The organism is Arthrobacter koreensis, assembly GCF_009193255.1.
Classification (GTDB): domain Bacteria; phylum Actinomycetota; class Actinomycetes; order Actinomycetales; family Micrococcaceae; genus Arthrobacter_B; species Arthrobacter_B koreensis.
Genome location: NZ_WACG01000001.1, coordinates 1,407,760 through 1,424,890, shown reverse-complemented (window position 1 = coordinate 1,424,890; position 17,131 = coordinate 1,407,760). Strand labels below are relative to the sequence as shown.

17 protein-coding genes and 2 riboswitches are annotated in these 17,131 nt (G+C 67.2%); of the genes, 7 read left to right on the top strand and 10 right to left on the bottom strand.

All coding sequences use genetic code 11. The annotated features are described in order from the left end of the window. Positions 1-22 precede the first annotated feature (22 nt). The 4 genes from GD628_RS06825 to GD628_RS06810 are packed head-to-tail and all read right to left on the bottom strand — an operon-like array spanning position 23 to position 4,126. Positions 23-1,237: an acyl-CoA dehydrogenase family protein gene (locus tag GD628_RS06825; RefSeq protein WP_152274180.1), complete on the bottom strand. Its 1,215-nt coding sequence runs from the start codon at positions 1,235-1,237 to the stop codon at positions 23-25. Next, complete coding sequence (locus tag GD628_RS06820) at positions 1,237-2,652, bottom strand: LLM class flavin-dependent oxidoreductase (protein WP_152274179.1); 1,416 nt, start codon at positions 2,650-2,652, stop codon at positions 1,237-1,239. The genes GD628_RS06825 and GD628_RS06820 overlap by 1 nt, the downstream gene beginning before the upstream one ends. 27 nt (positions 2,653-2,679) lie before the next feature. Then, positions 2,680-3,345: a methionine ABC transporter permease gene (locus GD628_RS06815; protein WP_091600699.1), complete on the bottom strand. Its 666-nt coding sequence runs from the start codon at positions 3,343-3,345 to the stop codon at positions 2,680-2,682. Then, positions 3,338-4,126 carry a methionine ABC transporter ATP-binding protein gene (locus tag GD628_RS06810; RefSeq protein WP_152274178.1) on the bottom strand — a complete coding sequence of 263 codons (789 nt, stop codon included), beginning with the start codon at positions 4,124-4,126 and terminating at the stop codon, positions 3,338-3,340. The genes GD628_RS06815 and GD628_RS06810 overlap by 8 nt, the downstream gene beginning before the upstream one ends. A gap of 104 nt (positions 4,127-4,230) precedes the next feature. Then, a riboswitch (SAM riboswitch) is annotated at positions 4,231-4,335 on the bottom strand. Between the two features lie 210 nt (positions 4,336-4,545). Between GD628_RS06810 and GD628_RS06805 the strand changes: the two genes are divergently transcribed. Next, positions 4,546-5,097 (top strand): DUF6434 domain-containing protein, encoded by a 552-nt coding sequence (locus tag GD628_RS06805; protein ID WP_152274177.1) that lies wholly within the window; start codon positions 4,546-4,548, stop codon positions 5,095-5,097. A gap of 21 nt (positions 5,098-5,118) precedes the next feature. Here the strand turns inward: GD628_RS06805 and GD628_RS06800 are convergent, their stop codons facing one another. From GD628_RS06800 to GD628_RS06790, 3 genes are all read right to left on the bottom strand, one after another. Then, positions 5,119-5,535 (bottom strand): CoA-binding protein, encoded by a 417-nt coding sequence (locus tag GD628_RS06800; protein WP_152274176.1) that lies wholly within the window; start codon positions 5,533-5,535, stop codon positions 5,119-5,121. 84 nt (positions 5,536-5,619) lie between these two features. Further along, a complete protein-coding gene (locus GD628_RS06795; protein ID WP_091600703.1) occupies positions 5,620-6,393 on the bottom strand; it encodes an alpha/beta fold hydrolase in 774 nt (257 codons plus the stop codon). Positions 6,394-6,473: 80 nt separating this feature from the next. Further along, on the bottom strand, positions 6,474-7,868 hold the full coding sequence (locus GD628_RS06790; RefSeq protein ID WP_152274175.1) for an LLM class flavin-dependent oxidoreductase: 1,395 nt from the start codon (positions 7,866-7,868) through the stop codon (positions 6,474-6,476). A gap of 33 nt (positions 7,869-7,901) precedes the next feature. Further along, positions 7,902-8,017, bottom strand: a riboswitch (SAM riboswitch). Positions 8,018-8,415: 398 nt separating this feature from the next. Here GD628_RS06790 and GD628_RS06785 point away from each other — a divergent pair. From GD628_RS06785 to acs, 4 genes are all read left to right on the top strand, one after another. Then, a complete protein-coding gene (locus GD628_RS06785; RefSeq protein WP_091600705.1) occupies positions 8,416-9,243 on the top strand; it encodes an ABC transporter ATP-binding protein in 828 nt (275 codons plus the stop codon). 113 nt (positions 9,244-9,356) lie between these two features. Beyond that, entirely contained in the window at positions 9,357-10,424 is a 1,068-nt protein-coding gene (locus GD628_RS06780; protein WP_091600706.1) for an aliphatic sulfonate ABC transporter substrate-binding protein, read from the top strand. Then, a complete protein-coding gene (locus GD628_RS06775) occupies positions 10,424-11,281 on the top strand; it encodes an ABC transporter permease (RefSeq protein ID WP_152274174.1) in 858 nt (285 codons plus the stop codon). The genes GD628_RS06780 and GD628_RS06775 overlap by 1 nt, the downstream gene beginning before the upstream one ends. After that, complete coding sequence (gene acs, locus GD628_RS06770) at positions 11,278-13,251, top strand: acetate--CoA ligase (protein WP_226802391.1); 1,974 nt, start codon at positions 11,278-11,280, stop codon at positions 13,249-13,251. The genes GD628_RS06775 and acs overlap by 4 nt, the downstream gene beginning before the upstream one ends. Here the strand turns inward: acs and GD628_RS06765 are convergent. Then, the gene (locus tag GD628_RS06765) at positions 13,248-13,577 is read right to left on the bottom strand and encodes a hypothetical protein (protein ID WP_091600709.1); all 330 of its coding nucleotides are present in this window, start codon (positions 13,575-13,577) and stop codon (positions 13,248-13,250) included. The two genes, acs and GD628_RS06765, sit on opposite strands and share 4 nt — an antisense overlap. Before the next feature lie 64 nt (positions 13,578-13,641). Here GD628_RS06765 and GD628_RS06760 point away from each other — a divergent pair, with 64 nt between their 5' ends. Further along, positions 13,642-15,021 (top strand): O-acetylhomoserine aminocarboxypropyltransferase/cysteine synthase family protein, encoded by a 1,380-nt coding sequence (locus GD628_RS06760; RefSeq protein ID WP_152274172.1) that lies wholly within the window; start codon positions 13,642-13,644, stop codon positions 15,019-15,021. After that, positions 15,014-15,505 (top strand): CoA-binding protein, encoded by a 492-nt coding sequence (locus GD628_RS06755; protein ID WP_152274171.1) that lies wholly within the window; start codon positions 15,014-15,016, stop codon positions 15,503-15,505. Before GD628_RS06760 ends, GD628_RS06755 begins: the two co-directional genes overlap by 8 nt. Positions 15,506-15,606: 101 nt before the next feature. On the opposite strand, the gene GD628_RS06750 is transcribed toward GD628_RS06755, so the two are convergent. Together GD628_RS06750 and GD628_RS06745 are read right to left on the bottom strand one after the other, a co-directional pair. Continuing rightward, positions 15,607-16,398 (bottom strand): hypothetical protein, encoded by a 792-nt coding sequence (locus GD628_RS06750; protein WP_152274170.1) that lies wholly within the window; start codon positions 16,396-16,398, stop codon positions 15,607-15,609. Next, entirely contained in the window at positions 16,370-16,942 is a 573-nt protein-coding gene (locus GD628_RS06745; protein ID WP_091600713.1) for an RNA polymerase sigma factor, read from the bottom strand. Before GD628_RS06745 ends, GD628_RS06750 begins: the two co-directional genes overlap by 29 nt. Between the last annotated feature and the right edge of the window lie 189 nt (positions 16,943-17,131).

Here is a 17,131-nt window from a genome sequence, read left to right as displayed (position 1 = left end):
CTTCGAAGAAGTGCGAGTGTGTTTAGCGGTAGGCGGAGGGAACCGGTTCGGTCCCGTTCAGGAAGAACCGGCCCAGTTCGTTGTATTTCCAGGCAACGGGGTCATGCAGGGTGTGGGTGCGGACGTCCCGCCAGTATCTGTCGAACCCGTATTTGCTTCCGGCCGCCCGGGCACCGGTGACGTCGAAGATCCGCGCCGTGACATCGAGCGACACCTCGTGGGCGGTGACCTTCGCCGCGGCGATCTGCTCGGCGACTCCGGCCCGGTCCGCGGCGGTGAGCGAGTCCCCGGCGTCGAACGCCCACTGCAGGGCGGTGGTGGCCTGCTCGACGACGGCGGCCAGCGCCTGGAGCCTCGCGGTGAAGGATCCGTAGTGGTTCTGGATAAACGGATCGTCCGACGCCGATTCAACCTCCGCGTGGTACCACGGCCGGGCGGAGCCGAGGGTGTAATCCCGGGCGGCGAGGACCGCTCCTTCCGCGGCAGCGAGGTAGGCGTGGGCGAAGAGCAGCTGGAACGCGGGTGTGGTCAGGACCTGGTGCGGGAGGCGTTCGCCGTCATGCGTTCCCAGGTTGGTGATCACCTCGGAGTCCGGCACGAACACGTCCCGGAACTCGATGGTGTTGGTGGCTGTGAGGCGGGAACCGAGAACGTCCCAGTCATCGTGGCGCACCACGCCCTCCGAGGCGGTGTCGATGACCAGCGCCAGCCGGGAGCCGTCGTCGAGCACTGCCCTCGCGTAAATCCTGTCCGCCACCCGGCTGCCGGTTGCAAACGGTTTCCTGCCGGTCACCCGGTAGCCGCCTCGGGTGCGGACGGCGGTGGCCTGGGGACCCTGGGGCGTGCCGGTGGAGGACCAGAGCCACTGGTGGATCAGGCACTCGTCCGCGAGGTCCTGTCCCCGCGCCGGATCGAGGTCGATGCAGGGGAAGGCCTGGAAAATGTAGTGGTAGCCCAGCAGCTGGCCAATCGAGTTGTCCGCCCGCGCCACCCGCTGCACAATCTCGAACGCGGTGCTCCAGCTGATTCCGGCACCGCCGAAGCGGGCCGGAATGGTCAGCGGCAGCAGCCCGGACCGGCGGAGGATTTCGACTTCCGTGAACGGCGGCTTATTGGCGGCGTCGCGTTCCAGGGCGTCCGCGCCGAGGATTGCGGCGACCTCGTCGGCGATCTCAAACCAGCGGACGGCCTCCGGGGCCGGGGTATGGCCGTAACGGGTCAGCAGGCTGGCGGTCATCAGTTGGCTCCTGACGTTGCAAGGGTGTTCGTGAAGGCTCCGCGGAATGCGGCGGCACGGTGGCGTTCGTTCAGCAGCGGGCCGGCACCGAAAAGCTTCTCCCGCAGCGTGCCCGGGGCGTAGTCGCTTTGGGCCAGGCCCCGGCGGCGCAGTTCGGGCAGCACCCCGTCGATGAAGTCCGTGTAGGAGCCGGGCAGGACGGCGTTGATGATGTTGATGCCGTCCACGCCGGCATCCTGCCAGCGTTCAAGTTCGTCGGCGATCTGTTCCGGGGTGCCGGTGACCTGCTGGGCCTCGGTGCGGTAGCGGGCGACGTCCGCCAGGGTGGGGTTGCCGCCCGGGGTGGAGTCGATGATGGCCTGCAGCACGCCGCGCCCGCCTTCGGTCTGCACGTCTCCCAGCGGGGTGTCCAGGTCCAGACCGCCGAGGTCGATGCCCAGCCCGCCGCCAATGTGGGCGATGACCGCGTCCAGGTCCAGGTATTCATCCTGTTCGGCTTTTTTCCGCTGCGCTTCCGCCTCGGTTCCGCCCACCACGAAGGACAGGCCGGTGAACACCTTGATGTCATCCGGGAGCCGCCCGGCTTCCACGGCACGGGCCCGGACTCCGGCGGCTACCTTCGCGGCATGGGCCGGGTTGGGCGCAAAGATGAAGGTTGCTTCGGCGTTGGCGGCAGCGAACTGCTGACCGCGCCCGGAGCTGCCGGCCTGGAAGAGCACCGGGGTGCGCTGCGGGGACGGTGAGCTCAGGTGCGGCCCGTCAATGGAGTAGCGTTCGCCGCGGTGGTGGATCTTGTGGACCTTGTCCGGGTCCGCGTGCACCCCGGCGTCCTTGTCCTGGATGAGCGCGCCCTCGTCCCAGGACCCTTCCCAGAGCTTGTAGACGGCGTCGGTGTATTCGTCCGCCCAGTCATAGCGCCGGTCGTGTTCGGTGAGGCCGTCCCCGCCGAAGTTGCGGTGCGCGTTCTCCAGTACGGACGTGACGATGTTCCAGCCGGCCCGGCCGCCCGAGAGATGGTCCAGCGTGGAGAGCTGCCGGGCGAAGTGGAAGGGGTGGCTCTGCACCACGGACGACGTCGCTGCGAGCCCAATGTTGCTGGTGGCACCGGAGAGGGCGGCAAGCAGCAGCAGCGGATCGTTGGCCGGCACCTGCAGGCCGCGGCGCACGTGGGAGGCCCAGCCGCCGTCGTGGTTGCCGTACAGGCCCACGACGTCGGCGAAGAACAGGGCGTCGAATTTCGCGTCTTCGAGCCGGCGGGCCAGGTCCGTCCAGAAGGACAGCTCGTTAAAGCGGTGCTGTTCGGCGTCCGGGTGGCGCCACTGCCCGCCGCGGATGTGGCTGGTGGTGTTCATCAGGAAGGCGTTCAGCAGCAGGCGCGGACGCGGCCCGTTGAAGCGGGTACTGGGAGTGCTCATGGGGTTCTTTCGGTAGGAATGGGAAGGCTAGAGTCGCTTGTCGGCGCGGCGGGAGAGCCAGGAGCCGCCCAGCTGCACGGCCTGGACCAGCAGGACCATCAGCACGATGGCGGTGAGCATCAGCCCGGTCTCATAGCGGTAGTAGCCGTAGCGGATGGCGAAGTCGCCGATTCCGCCGCCGCCCACCAGGCCTGCCATCGCGGAGTAGGAAATGAAGCTGACCGTCATGATGGTGATGGAGCTGATCAGCGCCGGACGGGCTTCGACCAGCAGGACGTCCCGCACGATCTGCCCGCGGGTGGCGCCCATGGAGCGGGCGGCTTCCACCACTCCTCCGCCGAGCGCGGTGAGGTTCTGTTCCACGAACCGGGCGAAGTAGGGAATGGCGTTGATGGTCAGCGGCACGATCACGGCTGCCGTTCCGATGGTGGTTCCCACCACGAACCGGGTAAACGGGATGATGGCGATCAGCAGGATCAGGAACGGAAAGGACCGCACCAGGTTCACCAGCGAGTCCAGGATCCGGTGGAGCCTGGGCTTGTGTGCCAGTCCGTCCGGGCCGAGGGCGTACAGGAGAACCCCCAGCGGGGTGCCGATCAGCACCGCAAGGGGAATGGCCACCAGCAGCATGGTGCCGGTCTGGCCCAGGGCGGCGAGCAGTTCCGGCCACACTTCGGCAATGCGCTCAAGCAACGCGGGCTCCTTCCCGGGCAGCGCGGTCCAGGGTGATCTCATCCGAGATCAGGTACCGGCCGATCGCCGTGGCCGGAGTAAAGCCGGGACGGGAGAGTTCCGCGAGCGCGAACTGCTCCACCACGCGGCCTTCCTCCATGACGGCCACGTTGTCCGCGATGGCCTTGATGACATTCATTTCATGGGTCACCACCACGATCGTGATGCCGAAACGGGCGTTCACATCACTGAGGTACTGCAGCACGGAGGCGGTGGTGCGCGGATCGACGGCGGAGGTCGGTTCGTCGCAGAGCAGCACCTTGGGGCGGGTGGCCAGGGCGCGGGCAATGGCGACGCGCTGCTTCTGCCCGCCGGAAAGTTTCGCCGGGTAGGTTCCGGCCTTCTCCGAAAGGTCGACGACGGCGAGCGCCTCCAGTGCCCGGGCGCGCCGCTCAGCGGCACTCTTCACTCCGGCGAACTTCAGCGAGAGCTCAACGTTCTGCGCCGCGGTGCGGTTGTTCAGCAGGTTGAAGTGCTGGAAGATCATGCCGATCTCATGCCGTGCGGCACGCAGCTCACCGTCCCCCAATTGGGTGAGGTCCGTGCCGTCCACCAGTACCCGGCCGGCGCTGGGCCGTTCCAGCAGGTTGATGTTGCGCAGCAGGGTGGACTTGCCGGCCCCGGAGAACCCGATGATGCCCTGGATGCTTCCCCTGGGAATGGCCAGGCTGACGTTGTCCACTGCGGTAAAGGCCGATTCACCGCCTCCGAAGACGGTAGAGACGTTTTCAATCCGGATCATGCTGTCCTCCTGCGGTCTAAGCCCGGGAAGAGGTGCACGCTGCGGGAAGGAACGGGACCCGGGCCTCAGGGCACGGGAACACGGACCGGATAAGAGCAGGTGCTTCTCCATCGGTCCTGGCGGTAGCACCCTGCTTCGGCGGGATTGCCCGCGGAAGGGGGTTGCTGCGGCGTCACGGAGCCAGGTCTCTCAGCCGCTCTGGATGGTTACGGAACTATCTAAGCCGCGCGTACCCCGGTAGGGCCAGAACATTTCCCCGTGCGGCCCAATGCGTCGGCGCGTAACGTGCTCCGGCGTCACAATCGGTTTTGTTACGTCTTCCGGCGTCCTGCGCCATCCCGCACCGAAGCTCTGAAATCACTTGGCCCGGGCCCGGCGCGGGAGCACCGATTCTCCGGCCTGTCCGGGAGGATGGGAACGTGACAGCTACGGAACGCCCCGCCCTCGCCCCTTCGCTTGGGCCGGAGGAATTCCGCCGCTGGTACTGGCTCAAGGATGAGCTGCAGGCATTCGCCCGCGCGCAGGAACTATCCGCTGCCGGTTCGAAGGACCAGCTCACCGAACGGATAGCCGCATTCCTGGGCGGCGCACCGCTTCCTCCCCTGGAAGCCCGTCCCCGTTCCTCCCGGGAGCGTCTGGTTCCGCCGCTGACCATCCACACCGTTATTCCGGCGGGACATCCCTGCACCCAGGTGCTGCGGGAATTCTTCGTCAATGCCCTGGGCCCCGGATTCAGCTTCGATGCGCCCATGCGGGAGTTCTTCGCCGCCAATGACGGCACCGCCACGCTGGCCGCTGCGCTGGATCACTGGCACGCCACCCGGGATACTGCGGCACGGCCGATCGGCCGGCAATTCGAGTTGAACCGCTTCTCGCGGGACTGGCATGCAGCGCATCCCGGCGGCACCAGGGACCAGATGCTCCAGGCCTGGAAGACGCACCGCTCCCTGCGTGTGGACCTGCGGAACTAGGTTTCGCGCGGCGCTCCGCCGCTAGAGCCCGAAACGCCCGGCTTCAATGACCGGGCAGGTATTCATGACGACGTCGAGCCCGGCGTTCACGGCACGCCTCGCGGCGTCTTCATCCACCACTCCCAGCTGCAGCCAGACGGCCTTGGCGCCTACCGCGATGGCCTGGTCCACGACGTCCCCCACCCTGGCAGAGTTCACGAAGCAGTCCACAACGTCCACCTGGCCGGGGATCTCCTCCAGTTTCCGGAAACCCTGCTGGCCGTCGAAGGCCTGGCCGGACAGGTTCACGGGAATGATCTCCATGCCCAGGGAGTCCCGGACAAACCGTGAAACCCCCACGGCGGGGCGGGCCGGGTTGTTTGAGAGGCCCACTACCGCCCAGCGGCCTTTGGACGTGAGCAGCCGGGTAACGACCTCGGGATCGTTGCGGTGCGCCATGCGGTACCTCCTTGAGTCGATGCAGGATTCCCACCCTACGCTCAGGGGAAAACGCACCCGGCACCGGGCCTATTCCAGCCGCCTTTAGTTCAGGAACGCCTCGACGGCGGTGGCCAGGATCCGGTCATCAAGCCCGTGCCAGCTCCCCTCCAGCAGCTGGAAAGAACCTTCCGGCAGCAGCTCGGCGGTTTCCCGCGCCCATTCGCGCAGCCTGTCATCGCTTCCGGAACTCGCCAGCACCAGGACCGGAACGCGGATACCAGTCAGGGACCGCACATCGGTTTCCAGCAGCAGGGTCAGGTCATAGGAGATGGTGTGCGCGGCCGGCTCGAACGGACTGGTGTCCGAAGACTCGATCATCTCCGGCGGCACCCCGATGGACTCCTGGAACAGCCGTACGGCACCGGCCCGGTCACCTGCCGCCAGCAGCTCATCCAGTTCGGGGCGGATGTCCGGGTCCTCGTCACTGTCTTCGGTGAGCGGCGGCTCCACGGCGATCACGCTCGAAATGACGGCGGACTCCGAGGCGGCCCGCAGCGCCAGGACCGCGCCGGAGGAGGTTCCCAGCAGGGCCGCCGTTCCGCCCGCGGTCTCCACCACCGCCAGCAGGTCGTCTACCTCGGATTCGGGGGTGTACTGTTCCCCGTCCCCGCTCTCACCCTTGCCTCGGCGGTCATAGGTGTAGACGGTGTGCCCGGCGGCCAGCAGTTCGGCAACACCGGCCATCCCCGAGGTGGTCCGGTCCACCATCACGGGGTCCACCACCACCAGCGGCGGGCCTTCTCCCTGCCGTTGCCAGGCAATCGGCGTTCCGTCGGCGGAAAGCACACGTCCTGAGGCTTCGGCAGATGGATCCATGGGGTTCTCCTTAGCTGGAAGCTGCGGGTCCCTCAACGGTAGGAGCGCCGGGGAACCCGGTCAATGGCCGCCCCGGACTCCTAGCCGTTGACGGCGGGGGCCAGCCGGAACTTCGCGCCGCGGTGGTCTTCCGGCAGCTTGTCGCCGGCCCCGAAGAGCTTGTTGCGCAGCGTGCCCGGAGCGTATTCCGTGGGGTAGGCCCCGCGTTTCTGCAGCTCGGGCACCACATACTCCACCACGTCCTCGAAGGTGCCGGGCGTGACGGCGTAGGCCAGGTTGAAACCGTCGACGTCGGTTTCCTCCACCCAGCGGATCAACTCCTCCGCGACCTCCGCACCGGAGCCAACCAGGCGTGGACCAAGGCCGCCGATTCCCGCGCTGGCGGCGATGTCCCGCACCGTCCAGGGAGCGCCGTCGTCGTTCACCTTCTGGAAGTTCGCGGCCGCTGACTGGATGGCATTGGACTTCACGGCACCCAGCGGCTCATCAAGGTTGTAGGTGGAGAGGTCAACCCCCATCCAGCCGGAAAGCAGGGCCAGGGCGCCTTCGTCGCTCGTGTAGCGCTGGTAGTCCTGGTGCTTGGCCTCGGCTTCCTCGGCCGTGGCTGCGGTGATGATGGTCAGCAGGGTGTAGATGCGGATTGAGTGCCGGTCCCGGCCGGCAGCTTCAGCAGCGTCCCGGATCCTGGTGACGGTAGCTTTCAGCTTCTCCGAGGTGGGAGCGCCCACGAACACCGCTTCGGCGTTCTCCGCTGCGAAAGCGATGCCCCGCGGTGAGGCGCCGGCCTGGTAAATCACCGGGGTGCGCTGCGGGGAGGGCTCGGAAATGTGGATTCCGGGGACCTTGAAGTACTTGCCCTCATGGTTGATGTCATGGACCTTGGCGGGGTCGGTGAACACGCCGGATTCCCGGTCCCGCACCACGGCGCCGTCTTCCCAGGAGCCCTCCAGCAGCTTGTAGACCACCTCGAGGTATTCGTCCGCGTGGTTGTAGCGCTCGTCGTGCTCCAGCTGGTCTTCCTGGCCCATGTTGCGTGCCGCGGACGGCAGGTAGCCGGTCACCACGTTCCAGCCCACCCGTCCCTCGGTGAGGTGGTCCAGGGTGGAGAGCCGGCGCGCGAACGGGTACGGGTGCTCGTAGGCCGTCCCGGCGGTGACGCCGAAGCCGAGGTGCTCAGTCACCAGTGCCATCGCGGAAACCAGCAGCAGCGGATCGTTGACGGGCACCTGGGTGCCCTGGCGCAGGGTCGCGTCGTTGGAGGAGCCATAGACGTCATACGTGCCCAGCACGTCGGCAATGAAGATGCCGTCAAACAGGCCGCGTTCGCAGGTCTGCGCCAGGTGCGTCCAGTAGCTGAGCTTGGTGTAGTCCGCTGAGCGGTCGTCGGGATGGCGCCAGAGTCCCGGTGACTGGTGCCCAACGCAGTTCATGTCGAAGGCGTTGAAGCGGATCTGGCGGGCGGGCGTGGTGGCCATGAGGGTCCTTTGCATGCGGGACGCCGCGCAGGGGCGCCGTACTTGCCGCCGGCGGTCTTGCCGGTCGACCGGATCGTCATCTGGGGCACCCCGCTACGGGAGAGGGTTGCCGCCCAACCAGCCAGAGCTTCGCGTTGGGACTCATGATCCTGCGGGTTCAGTATGCGTCGGGCCCCCGGGGTGAGCGCAACCCCGGCCGTGTCACGCGGCGTAACCGCCGCCGTCGTGCTCCCCCTCCCCATCCACCATCGAGATGACAGAAACTGCCCGTTTCAGCGTTGTAACGTGCAGTTTCTGCTATCTCGATGGAAAAGGAGCGGGATTCGAAATGTTACGCCGGGACTTGCCGGAAACAGGCTCCAGGGCGTTTAGTTGGGTCTTGACCATCCCGAGCGGCTGAGAGACCTGGATCAGTGAAGCCGCAGCAACCCTGGTCGTAGTGCTTCCTCCTTGAGGCACTGCGATAGCGAGGTGGACGTCGCAGGAGGCCGGTTTTCGGCAGGACGTTTTCCGTAGGGTGCTACTGCCAGGACCGATGGAGTGTTCAATGACTGCTGTACTGTCCTCTGGGTCCCACGCCGTGTCCGCTGCTGCGCGCACCGCACCGGACACCGCCCTGTCCGTGACGTTCGACGGCGTTGGCCGCAGCTTCGGCTCCGGCGCAGACGCCCACGTGGTGCTCCGCGACATCAACTTTGAAGTCCGTCCCGGTGAAGTCCTGGCGATCCTGGGCTCCAGCGGCTGCGGCAAATCCACGCTGCTCCGCGCCACCGCAGGGCTCGACGCCGCTTCCACCGGCCAGGTGCTCATCGACGGAACCGCTGTCCACGGCATCGACGACCGCTGCGCCGTCGCATTCCAGGAGCCCCGGCTGCTGCCGTGGCAGACCCTGCAGGCCAACGTTGCGATTGGCCTGCCGAAGGGCACCAGCGCCAGCGAAGGCAAGGCCAAGGTTTCCGAACTGCTGAAGCTGGTGGAGCTGGACAGCTTCGCCAAGCACCAGCCCCGCGCGGTGTCCGGCGGCATGGCCCAGCGGGCGTCGCTGGCCCGCGCCCTGGCCCGCAAACCCGGCGTCCTGCTGCTGGATGAACCGTTCGGCGCCCTCGATGCCCTGACCCGGCTGAAGATGCAGGACCTGCTGCTGGACGTGCACCGCGCGGCTCCGGCAACCGTCCTGCTGGTCACGCACGACGTCGATGAAGCCCTCCAGCTGGCTGACCGGATCATCGTGCTGGGCCGCGAACCGGGCAAACCCGGCGCCACCATCACGCAGACCATCACCGTGCCCGGTGCCCGCCCCCGGGACCGTGCCTCTGCCGAGCTTGCCCGAATGCGCGGCGAGCTCCTGGCGAGCCTCGGCGTCGACCGCCACTAGGGCCCCTTTCCACCCGGTCCCGGCGTCCTGCCGGGCCAAGCCGCAGCACCTTTGTGCCTGCACCCCGGTTTTCCCTGAATTTTTCCCGCACCACCCGTCTCGAAGGAATCCCCATGAACAGCCGTTCCCTCTTCTCCCGCCGCCCGCCCCGCTTCTCCCGCCGCCCCCTCACCGCACTGGCAGCCACCGCCGCCGCGGTTTCGCTGGCCCTGACCGGCTGCGTTGCCGGCGAGGATTCCTCCGGCGCTGCCGCCAATGAGGCAGCCGACGGCGGCACCCTGAACATCGACTTCGCCACGTACAACCCGCTCAGCCTGGTGATCAAGGACCAGGGCTGGCTCGAAGCCACCCTCGAAGAGCAGGGCGTGGAGGTCAACTGGGTGCAGTCCGCCGGTTCCAACAAGGCCAACGAGGCCCTGCGGGCCGGAGCGATCGACGTCGGCTCCACCGCCGGTTCGGCAGCCCTGCTGGCCCGCTCCAACGGATCGCCGATCAAGACCATCAGCATCTACTCGCAGCCGGAATGGGCCGGGCTCCTCGTCTCACCCGACTCGGACATCACCTCCGTGGCGGACCTGGCCGGCAAGTCCGTGGCCGCCACCAAGGGTACGGACCCGTACTTCTTCCTGGTCCAGGCCCTGGAAGAGGCCGGCCTGAGCACCTCCGACGTGACGGTGGAGAACCTGCAGCACGCTGACGGCCGCACCGCCCTCGAGAACGGTTCGGTGGATGCCTGGTCAGGCCTGGACCCGATCATGGCCGGCGCCGAGCAGGCCGGGGCGAAGTTCCTCTACCGGAACCTGGACTTCAACACCTACGGCTTCCTGAACGCCACCGAGTCCTTCCTCGAGGACAAGCCGGAACTGGCGCAGACGGTTGTGGACGCCTACGAGAAGGCCCGCGCCTGGGCTGCCGAGAACCCCGAGGAAACCGCCCAGATCCTCGCCGACGTCGCCGGCCTGGACCTGGAGGTAGCCCGCACCGTGATCCTGGAACGCAGCAACCTGGACGTGGACCCCGCCCCGGGCGACGCCCAGCGCACGGTCCTGGAAAAGGTTGGCCCGGTCTTCGTCGAAACCGGCGACGTCGCCAACCAGAAGGCGATCGACGACGCCGTGGCCTCCCTGCTGGATGACAGCTTCGTGCAGAACGCCAACGCGGAAAACATCAAGGACTCCTGATGAGCACCACCCCTCCCCCCGCTGCAGCACCCGTAACGGCAGGCCCGTTCGGGGCGTCCGCGGCGCCGGTACCTTCCCGGAAGGCCGGCTCCGGCGGCGTGCTGTCCCGGACCTGGGCCCGCGTGGTCCTGGGCCTGGTGGTTCCGGTCCTGCTGCTGGGGCTCTGGCAGCTGGTGTCCGTCCTGGGCCTGTTCAGTGCCGTGCAGCTGCCCTCTCCGGGCGCCGTACTGACCTCTGCAGCGGACCTGATTGAGCGCGGCGAGCTGGGCACGCACATCGCCATCTCCACCCAGCGCGTCCTCACCGGGTTCGCGCTCGGTGCGGTCCTGGGCCTGGTCCTCGGCGCCCTGCTGGGCCTGTCGAAACTGGCCGACGTCCTGCTCGGCCCGCTGTTCGGCGCCGTGCGTGCTGTGCCGTCCCTGGCGCTGGTTCCGCTGCTGATCCTCTGGATGGGCATCGGCGAGGACTCCAAGGTCACGCTGATCACCATCGGTGCGTTCTTCCCGGTCTTCACCACCGTGTCCCTCGCCCTGCGGCATGTGGACAAGAACCTCGTGGAAGCGGCCCGCGCCTTTGGGCTGAACGGCATCAAGCTGCTCACCACGGTGCAGCTGCCCGCCGTCGTTCCGGCTGTCTTCTCCGGGCTGCGGCTGGCGCTGGCGCAGTCCTGGCTGTTCCTGGTGGCCGCGGAACTCATCGCCTCCTCGATGGGACTGGGCTTCCTGCTCACCGACTCGCAGAACAACGGCCGCACGGACCGGATGTTCCTGGCGATCGTGCTGCTGGCAGTCCTGGGCAAGACGACTGACGCCCTGCTGGGCGTCGCAGAGAAGTGGGCAGTGAAGAAGTGGGCATAGGGACAGCACTCCGAACACCGGCCGAACCGGACTTCGCCTCCGAGGCAGAGCGGATCGCGTTCTGGGAGGACGCTGCCCGCCGGCTGCAGTGGGAGCAGCCGTGGCACACCGCCCACACCTTCACTCCCCCGCAGCGGCTCAGCGGCCCGGAAGTTCCGGAAGCCGACGCCGAGTACAGCGTGCCGGAGATCGAATGGTTCGCCGGCGGCAGGCTCAACGTTGCGGTGAACTGCGTGGACCGCCACGTGGCCGCCGGGCGCGGGGACAAAGTGGCACTGCACTGCGAGGGCGAACCGGGTGACCGCCGGAGCATCACCTACGCCCAGCTGCAGAAGGAAGTCTCCAAGGCTGCCAATGCCCTGCTGGCCCTCGGGATCGAAAAGGGCGACCGGGTGGTCATCTACCTGCCCGTCATCGCCGAAACCATCATCATCACCCTGGCCTGTGCACGGATCGGCGCCATCCACTCGCTGGTCTTCGGTGGGTTTTCGGCCGAGGCGCTGAAGTTCCGGGTGGAGAACACCCGCGCGAAGCTGCTGGTCACCACGGACGGCCAGTTCCGGCGCGGTGCCGCCGTCCCGGTCAAGGACAACGCGGACGAGGCCGTTTCCGGGGACAACGCGATTGAACATGTGCTGGTCATCCGGCGCACGGGCTCCGAGATCGCTTGGACCGAGGGCCGGGATCTCTGGTGGCACGAGACCGTGGACACCGCCTCCGATGTGCACGAGCCGGAGGCATTCGACGCCGAGACGCCGCTGTTCATCATGTACACCTCCGGCACCACGGGAAAGCCCAAGGGCCTGGTGCACACCATGGGCGGCTACCTCACGCAGGCGTCCTGGAGCTACGAGTTCCTGTTCGCCAATCCGGACGAATCCGCCCGGGACACGGACGTCCACTGGTGCACGGCGGACCTGGCCTGGGTCACCGCCCACACCTATGAGATCTACGGGCCGCTCTCCAACGGCGTCACCCAGGTGATCTTCGAGGGCACACCGAACACCCCGCATCCCGGCCGGCACTTCGAAATCATCGAACGCTACCAGGTCACCAGCTACTACACCGCCCCCACCCTGGTCCGCTCCCTCATGGGCTGGTTCCCCGACGGCGTCCCGGACACCTGGGACCTGTCCTCCATCCGGCTGCTGGGCACCGTAGGTGAAGCAGTTAACCCGGAAGCCTGGCGTTGGATGCGGGAGAACATCGGCCGCGGCGAGGTTCCGGTGATCGATACCTGGTGGCAGTCCGAAACCGGTGCCACCATCCTGTCCCCGCGGCAGACGGACACCAGTTTCAAGCCCGGCTGCGCCTCCCGCGCCCTGCCCGGCGTGTCCACCCGGATCGTTGACGAGCACGGCAACGAGGTGCCCCCGAACGTACAGGGCTTCATTGTGGTGGATAAGACCGGTCCGTCCATGGCCCGGACCTGCTGGGGAGATCCGCAGCGCTACCTCTCCTCCTACTGGCGGCAGTACGCGCAGCAGGGCTGGTTCCTCGCCGGGGACGGCGCACGGTATGACGACGACGGCGACACCTGGATCCTGGGGCGGGTGGACGACGTCCTGAACGTCTCCGGGCACCGGCTCTCCACGATCGAAATCGAATCCGCACTGGTCTCCCACCCCTGGGTGGTGGAAGCCGGGGTCTGCCCCGTCGCGGATCCCAAAACCGGTCACGCCATCGCCGCGTTCGTGGTGCTCACCGACTCCGCGTCGCCGGATACTGAAACTGTCACCGCGCAGCTGCGGGCCCACGTCGCGAAGGAGATCGGGCCGATCGCCAAGCCCGCCGCCGTCGTCGTGGTTCCGGATGTGCCCAAGACTCGCTCGGGCAAGATCATGCGCCGCCTGCTCACCCAGCTCTTCGAGGGCACCACGCTCGGGGACACCACCAGCCTGCAGAACGAACCCTGCATTCCCGCGATCCACGCCGCCTGCGAAGCGCGGCGGAGCGGGAGCGCAGCCTAGTGCGCTGCTCCGTGAACCCGGGCCAGGGTCACCCGGTCCAGCTCCACCGCTCCGCCCATGGCGCGGTGCAGGCGCAGGAACTCCACGGGAGAAACCTCCAGGAACGACGTGTTGTGCTTTTCCGGCAGCAGTTCGGGGTGCCCGCCGTCCATCATCTCGGTGAACATCCGCTCAGCGGCCAGGCGCTCCATCGGTTCGGTGGGGGTGATCTTGTGGTTCGCGGAGGCCAGCTTGTATCCGGTTTCAACCACAATGACGTACTCGTCCATGCCCGCTCCCAGGATTGCCTCGCCGCAACTGTCCTCAACATTGTTGGTATCCAGCACCCAATAAAGCAACCATTGGCGAACCGCTTACCCGCGGTTCCCCCAAGGAAGGAGCACTCAGTCCATGAGTGACCGCCAGTTCGGATTCCGTACCCGCGCCCTGCACGCCGGGGGAACGCCCGACGCCATCCACGGTGCCCGCGCCGTGCCCATCTACCAGTCGACGTCCTTCGTCTTCAACGACACCGCCGACGCCGCGAACCTCTTCTCGCTGCAGAAGTACGGCAACATCTACTCCCGGATCGGCAACCCCACGGTCGCCGCGTTCGAGGAGCGCATCGCTTCCCTGGAGGGAGGCATCGGTGCGGTGGCGACGGCGTCGGGCATGGCCGCGGAATTCGTCACCTTCGCGGCGATCTGCTCCGCCGGCGACCACATCGTGGCCGCGTCCCAGCTGTACGGCGGCACGGTCACGCAGCTGGACGTGACGCTGCGCCGCTTCGGCATCGAGACCACCTTCGTCCCCGGCACGAATCCGGCGGATTACGCCGCGGCCATCCGGGAGAACACCAAGGCCGTGTACGCAGAGGTCGTAGCCAACCCCAGCGGCGAAGTGACGGACATTGAGGGCCTGGCCAAGGTGGCGCACGACGCCGGTGTGCCGCTGATTCTCGACGCCACCCTGAGCACCCCCTACCTGGTGCAGCCGTTCAAGCACGGCGCGGACATTGTGATCCACTCCGCCACCAAGTTCATCGGCGGGCACGGCACCACCCTGGGCGGCGTTGTTGTGGAAGCCGGCACCTTCAACTGGGGCAACGGCAAATTCCCGGCCATGACCGAACCGGTTCCGTCCTACGGCAACATCTCCTGGTGGGGGAACTTCGGCGAGTACGGGTTCCTGACCAAGCTGCGGTCCGAACAGCTGCGCGACATCGGACCCACACTCTCCGCCCAGTCCGCGTTCCAGCTGCTGCAGGGCGTTGAGACCCTGGCCCAGCGCGTGGATGAGCACCTGCGCAACGCCCAGGCCGTGGCCGAATGGCTGCAGGCAGATGAGCGCGTGGCCTGGGTGTCCTACGCGGGCCTGGAATCCCATCCGCACCATGAGCGGGCGAAGAAATACCTGCCCAAGGGTCCGGGTTCCGTGTTCAGCTTCGGCGTGAAGGGCGGCCGTGCCGCCGGACAGGCGTTCATCGAGGCCCTGCAGCTCGCCTCCCACCTGGCCAACATTGGTGATTCCCGGACCCTGGTCATCCACCCGGCGTCCACCACCCATCAGCAGCTCTCCCCGGAGCAGCTTGCGGCCGGCGGCGTTCCGGAGGACCTGGTGCGCATCTCCGTGGGCCTGGAGGACCTGGAGGATATTCTCTGGGACCTGGACCAGGCGCTCACGGCCGCCGGCGCTGGTGCGGCAGCCGCTGCCGAAGATGCTGTGCCCGTTGCCGAAGACGCTGCGTCCTGCAGTGTCCCGCTTGAAACCGAGGAGTCAGCCAATGTCTGAGAACCGCACCTGGGTGGGGCCCAGCGCCCCGGAACGCCTTTCACTGCTGCGTTCGGCCAAGTCAATCGCGATTGTCGGGGCCTCGGACAAGCCGTCCCGCGCGTCCTACTTCGTAGCAACGTACCTGCTCTCCTCCTCGCCGTACAAGGTGTACTTCGTGAACCCGGTGGCGAAGGAAATCCTGGGCCAGCCGGTGTACGCCTCGCTGGCGGACCTGCCGGAGACCCCGGACATCGTGGATGTGTTCCGCCGGCATGATGACCTGCCGACGGTACTGGAGGAAGCCAAGGCCGTGGGCGCCAAGACGCTCTGGCTGCAGCTCGGTTCCTGGCATGAGGACGTGGCGCGGGACGCCGAAGCGGCCGGCCTGAACGTGGTGATGGACCGGTGCGTGAAGATTGAACACGCCCGGTTCCACGGCGGCCTGAACCTGGCGGGCTTCAACACGGGAGTGATTTCCTCCAAGCGCCAGCTCACCGCGTAGCCCGTTCCCGCCCCCAAAACCCCATCGAGAGGCCAGTTACGGCTCGTTTCACGCGTGAAACCGGCCGTAACTGGCCTCTCGTTTGAGTACGCAGCGGGCGCTCAGCCGCGTCCGGAGCCGTGCCCGTGCTGGGGTCCGCCGCGGTTGCTGTCCCTGCTGTCCTTGCTGTTCTTGTTTTCCTTGCCGGCATCGCCGCGGCCCGGACCGTCCTGGCCCTTATCCCGGCCGACGCCGTAGCCGTTGTTGTTCCCGGGCCCCTGGCCCTTATTTCCGCCAGAATGTCCCGGGCCGCCCTGCCCGTTGAATTCCTGGGAGAAGCCTTCAGTGCCCGGTTCGCTTCCCTGGCCGGGGCTTCCGCGGTGTCCGCCGGCGTCGTCGGTCCTCCCGGATTCGGCCGGTTCCCCGGTGCCGTGCCCGGGGTCATCAGGGGAGGGCTCGACGGGCAGCGGGGTTTCCGCGGGTGCCGGGGCAGTCTCCACCGGCTCGGCGGGAAGTTGGGGGACGGACGCCGGGTCAGTCTCGGCCGGCACCGGCACCGGTTCGGGAGGGGGAACCTGCTCATACTCCACGGGTGCCGGGGCCTCGTGGGAGTCTTCGGCTGTGATCCACAGGCCGCCGTTGGTGGCCGCCACTCCGGTGGTTCCGGCGGCCATGGCGGCAATGATCGCGCCGCCCAGCAGATAGCCGCGCCGGCGTGAGGACTTCCGGAGAGGTGTGACTCCGGGGGTGAAGAACGCTTCCAGTTCCGGGGACGGGTCCGGGGCGCCTGAACGGGCTTCCAGCCGCAGGTCCAGGAGTGCGTCGCCCAGCTGGTGGGTGTCCGCTACGCCCGATTCCGCCAGGAGGCGCCGGATGGCTTCTGCGTCACTGGGGTTGCTGGACGTGCTGTCCATCTTCCGTGGCCTCCTTCCCTGCGATCTGTTCCCGGAGCGCCAGGAGCGCCCGTCTCTGAAGCTGTTTGACGGTGTTGACCGTCTTCCCCATGATTTCCGCGGATTCCTCCAGGGACAGGTCTGCCACGATACGCAGCAGCAAGACTTCGCGCTGGCCGGGGGTAAGGCCGTCCAGCATCTGTGCTGCCACCAGCCCGGAGTGAAGAACGGTGTCTTCTGCCGAGTCGGAGGACCTGGTGTCGAGCTGTGGATCATACGGTGCAGGAGAAGGCTGGCGCTCACGCCGGCGGTGATCATCAACCACCCGGGCATGGGCTACCGAGAAAGCGAAGGTGCGCAGCCCTGCGGCACCTCCCCTGACCGTGGAGATCCTCGAAAAAACGGTCAGGAAAACGTCCTGTGTCAGTGCCTCCGGATCCTCGCAGCCCTTGGACCTGAAATAACCGACGACGGCGGGGGCCAGCGACTCGTAAACCGCCCGCAGCGCTGCCGGGTCGTTTTTCCGCGCCGCAGAGACCATCGGCTCTGTCAGCGGGTCAGCCAAGGCGGGGTCCTTCAATCCGGGACGTTGGGGCGAACCAAATCGTACCCCGCCCAGGCTGAACCTGCTCAGGAGGTGGCCGCGCCGATGCTCGTTGGGGGGATGAGCTCCGGCGCGGCCACTACACCTACGTAATCGCCCGGGCAGTCGAAAAGGTTATGCGGATATCCGGAAAGTTTTTCCCGGGTCCCC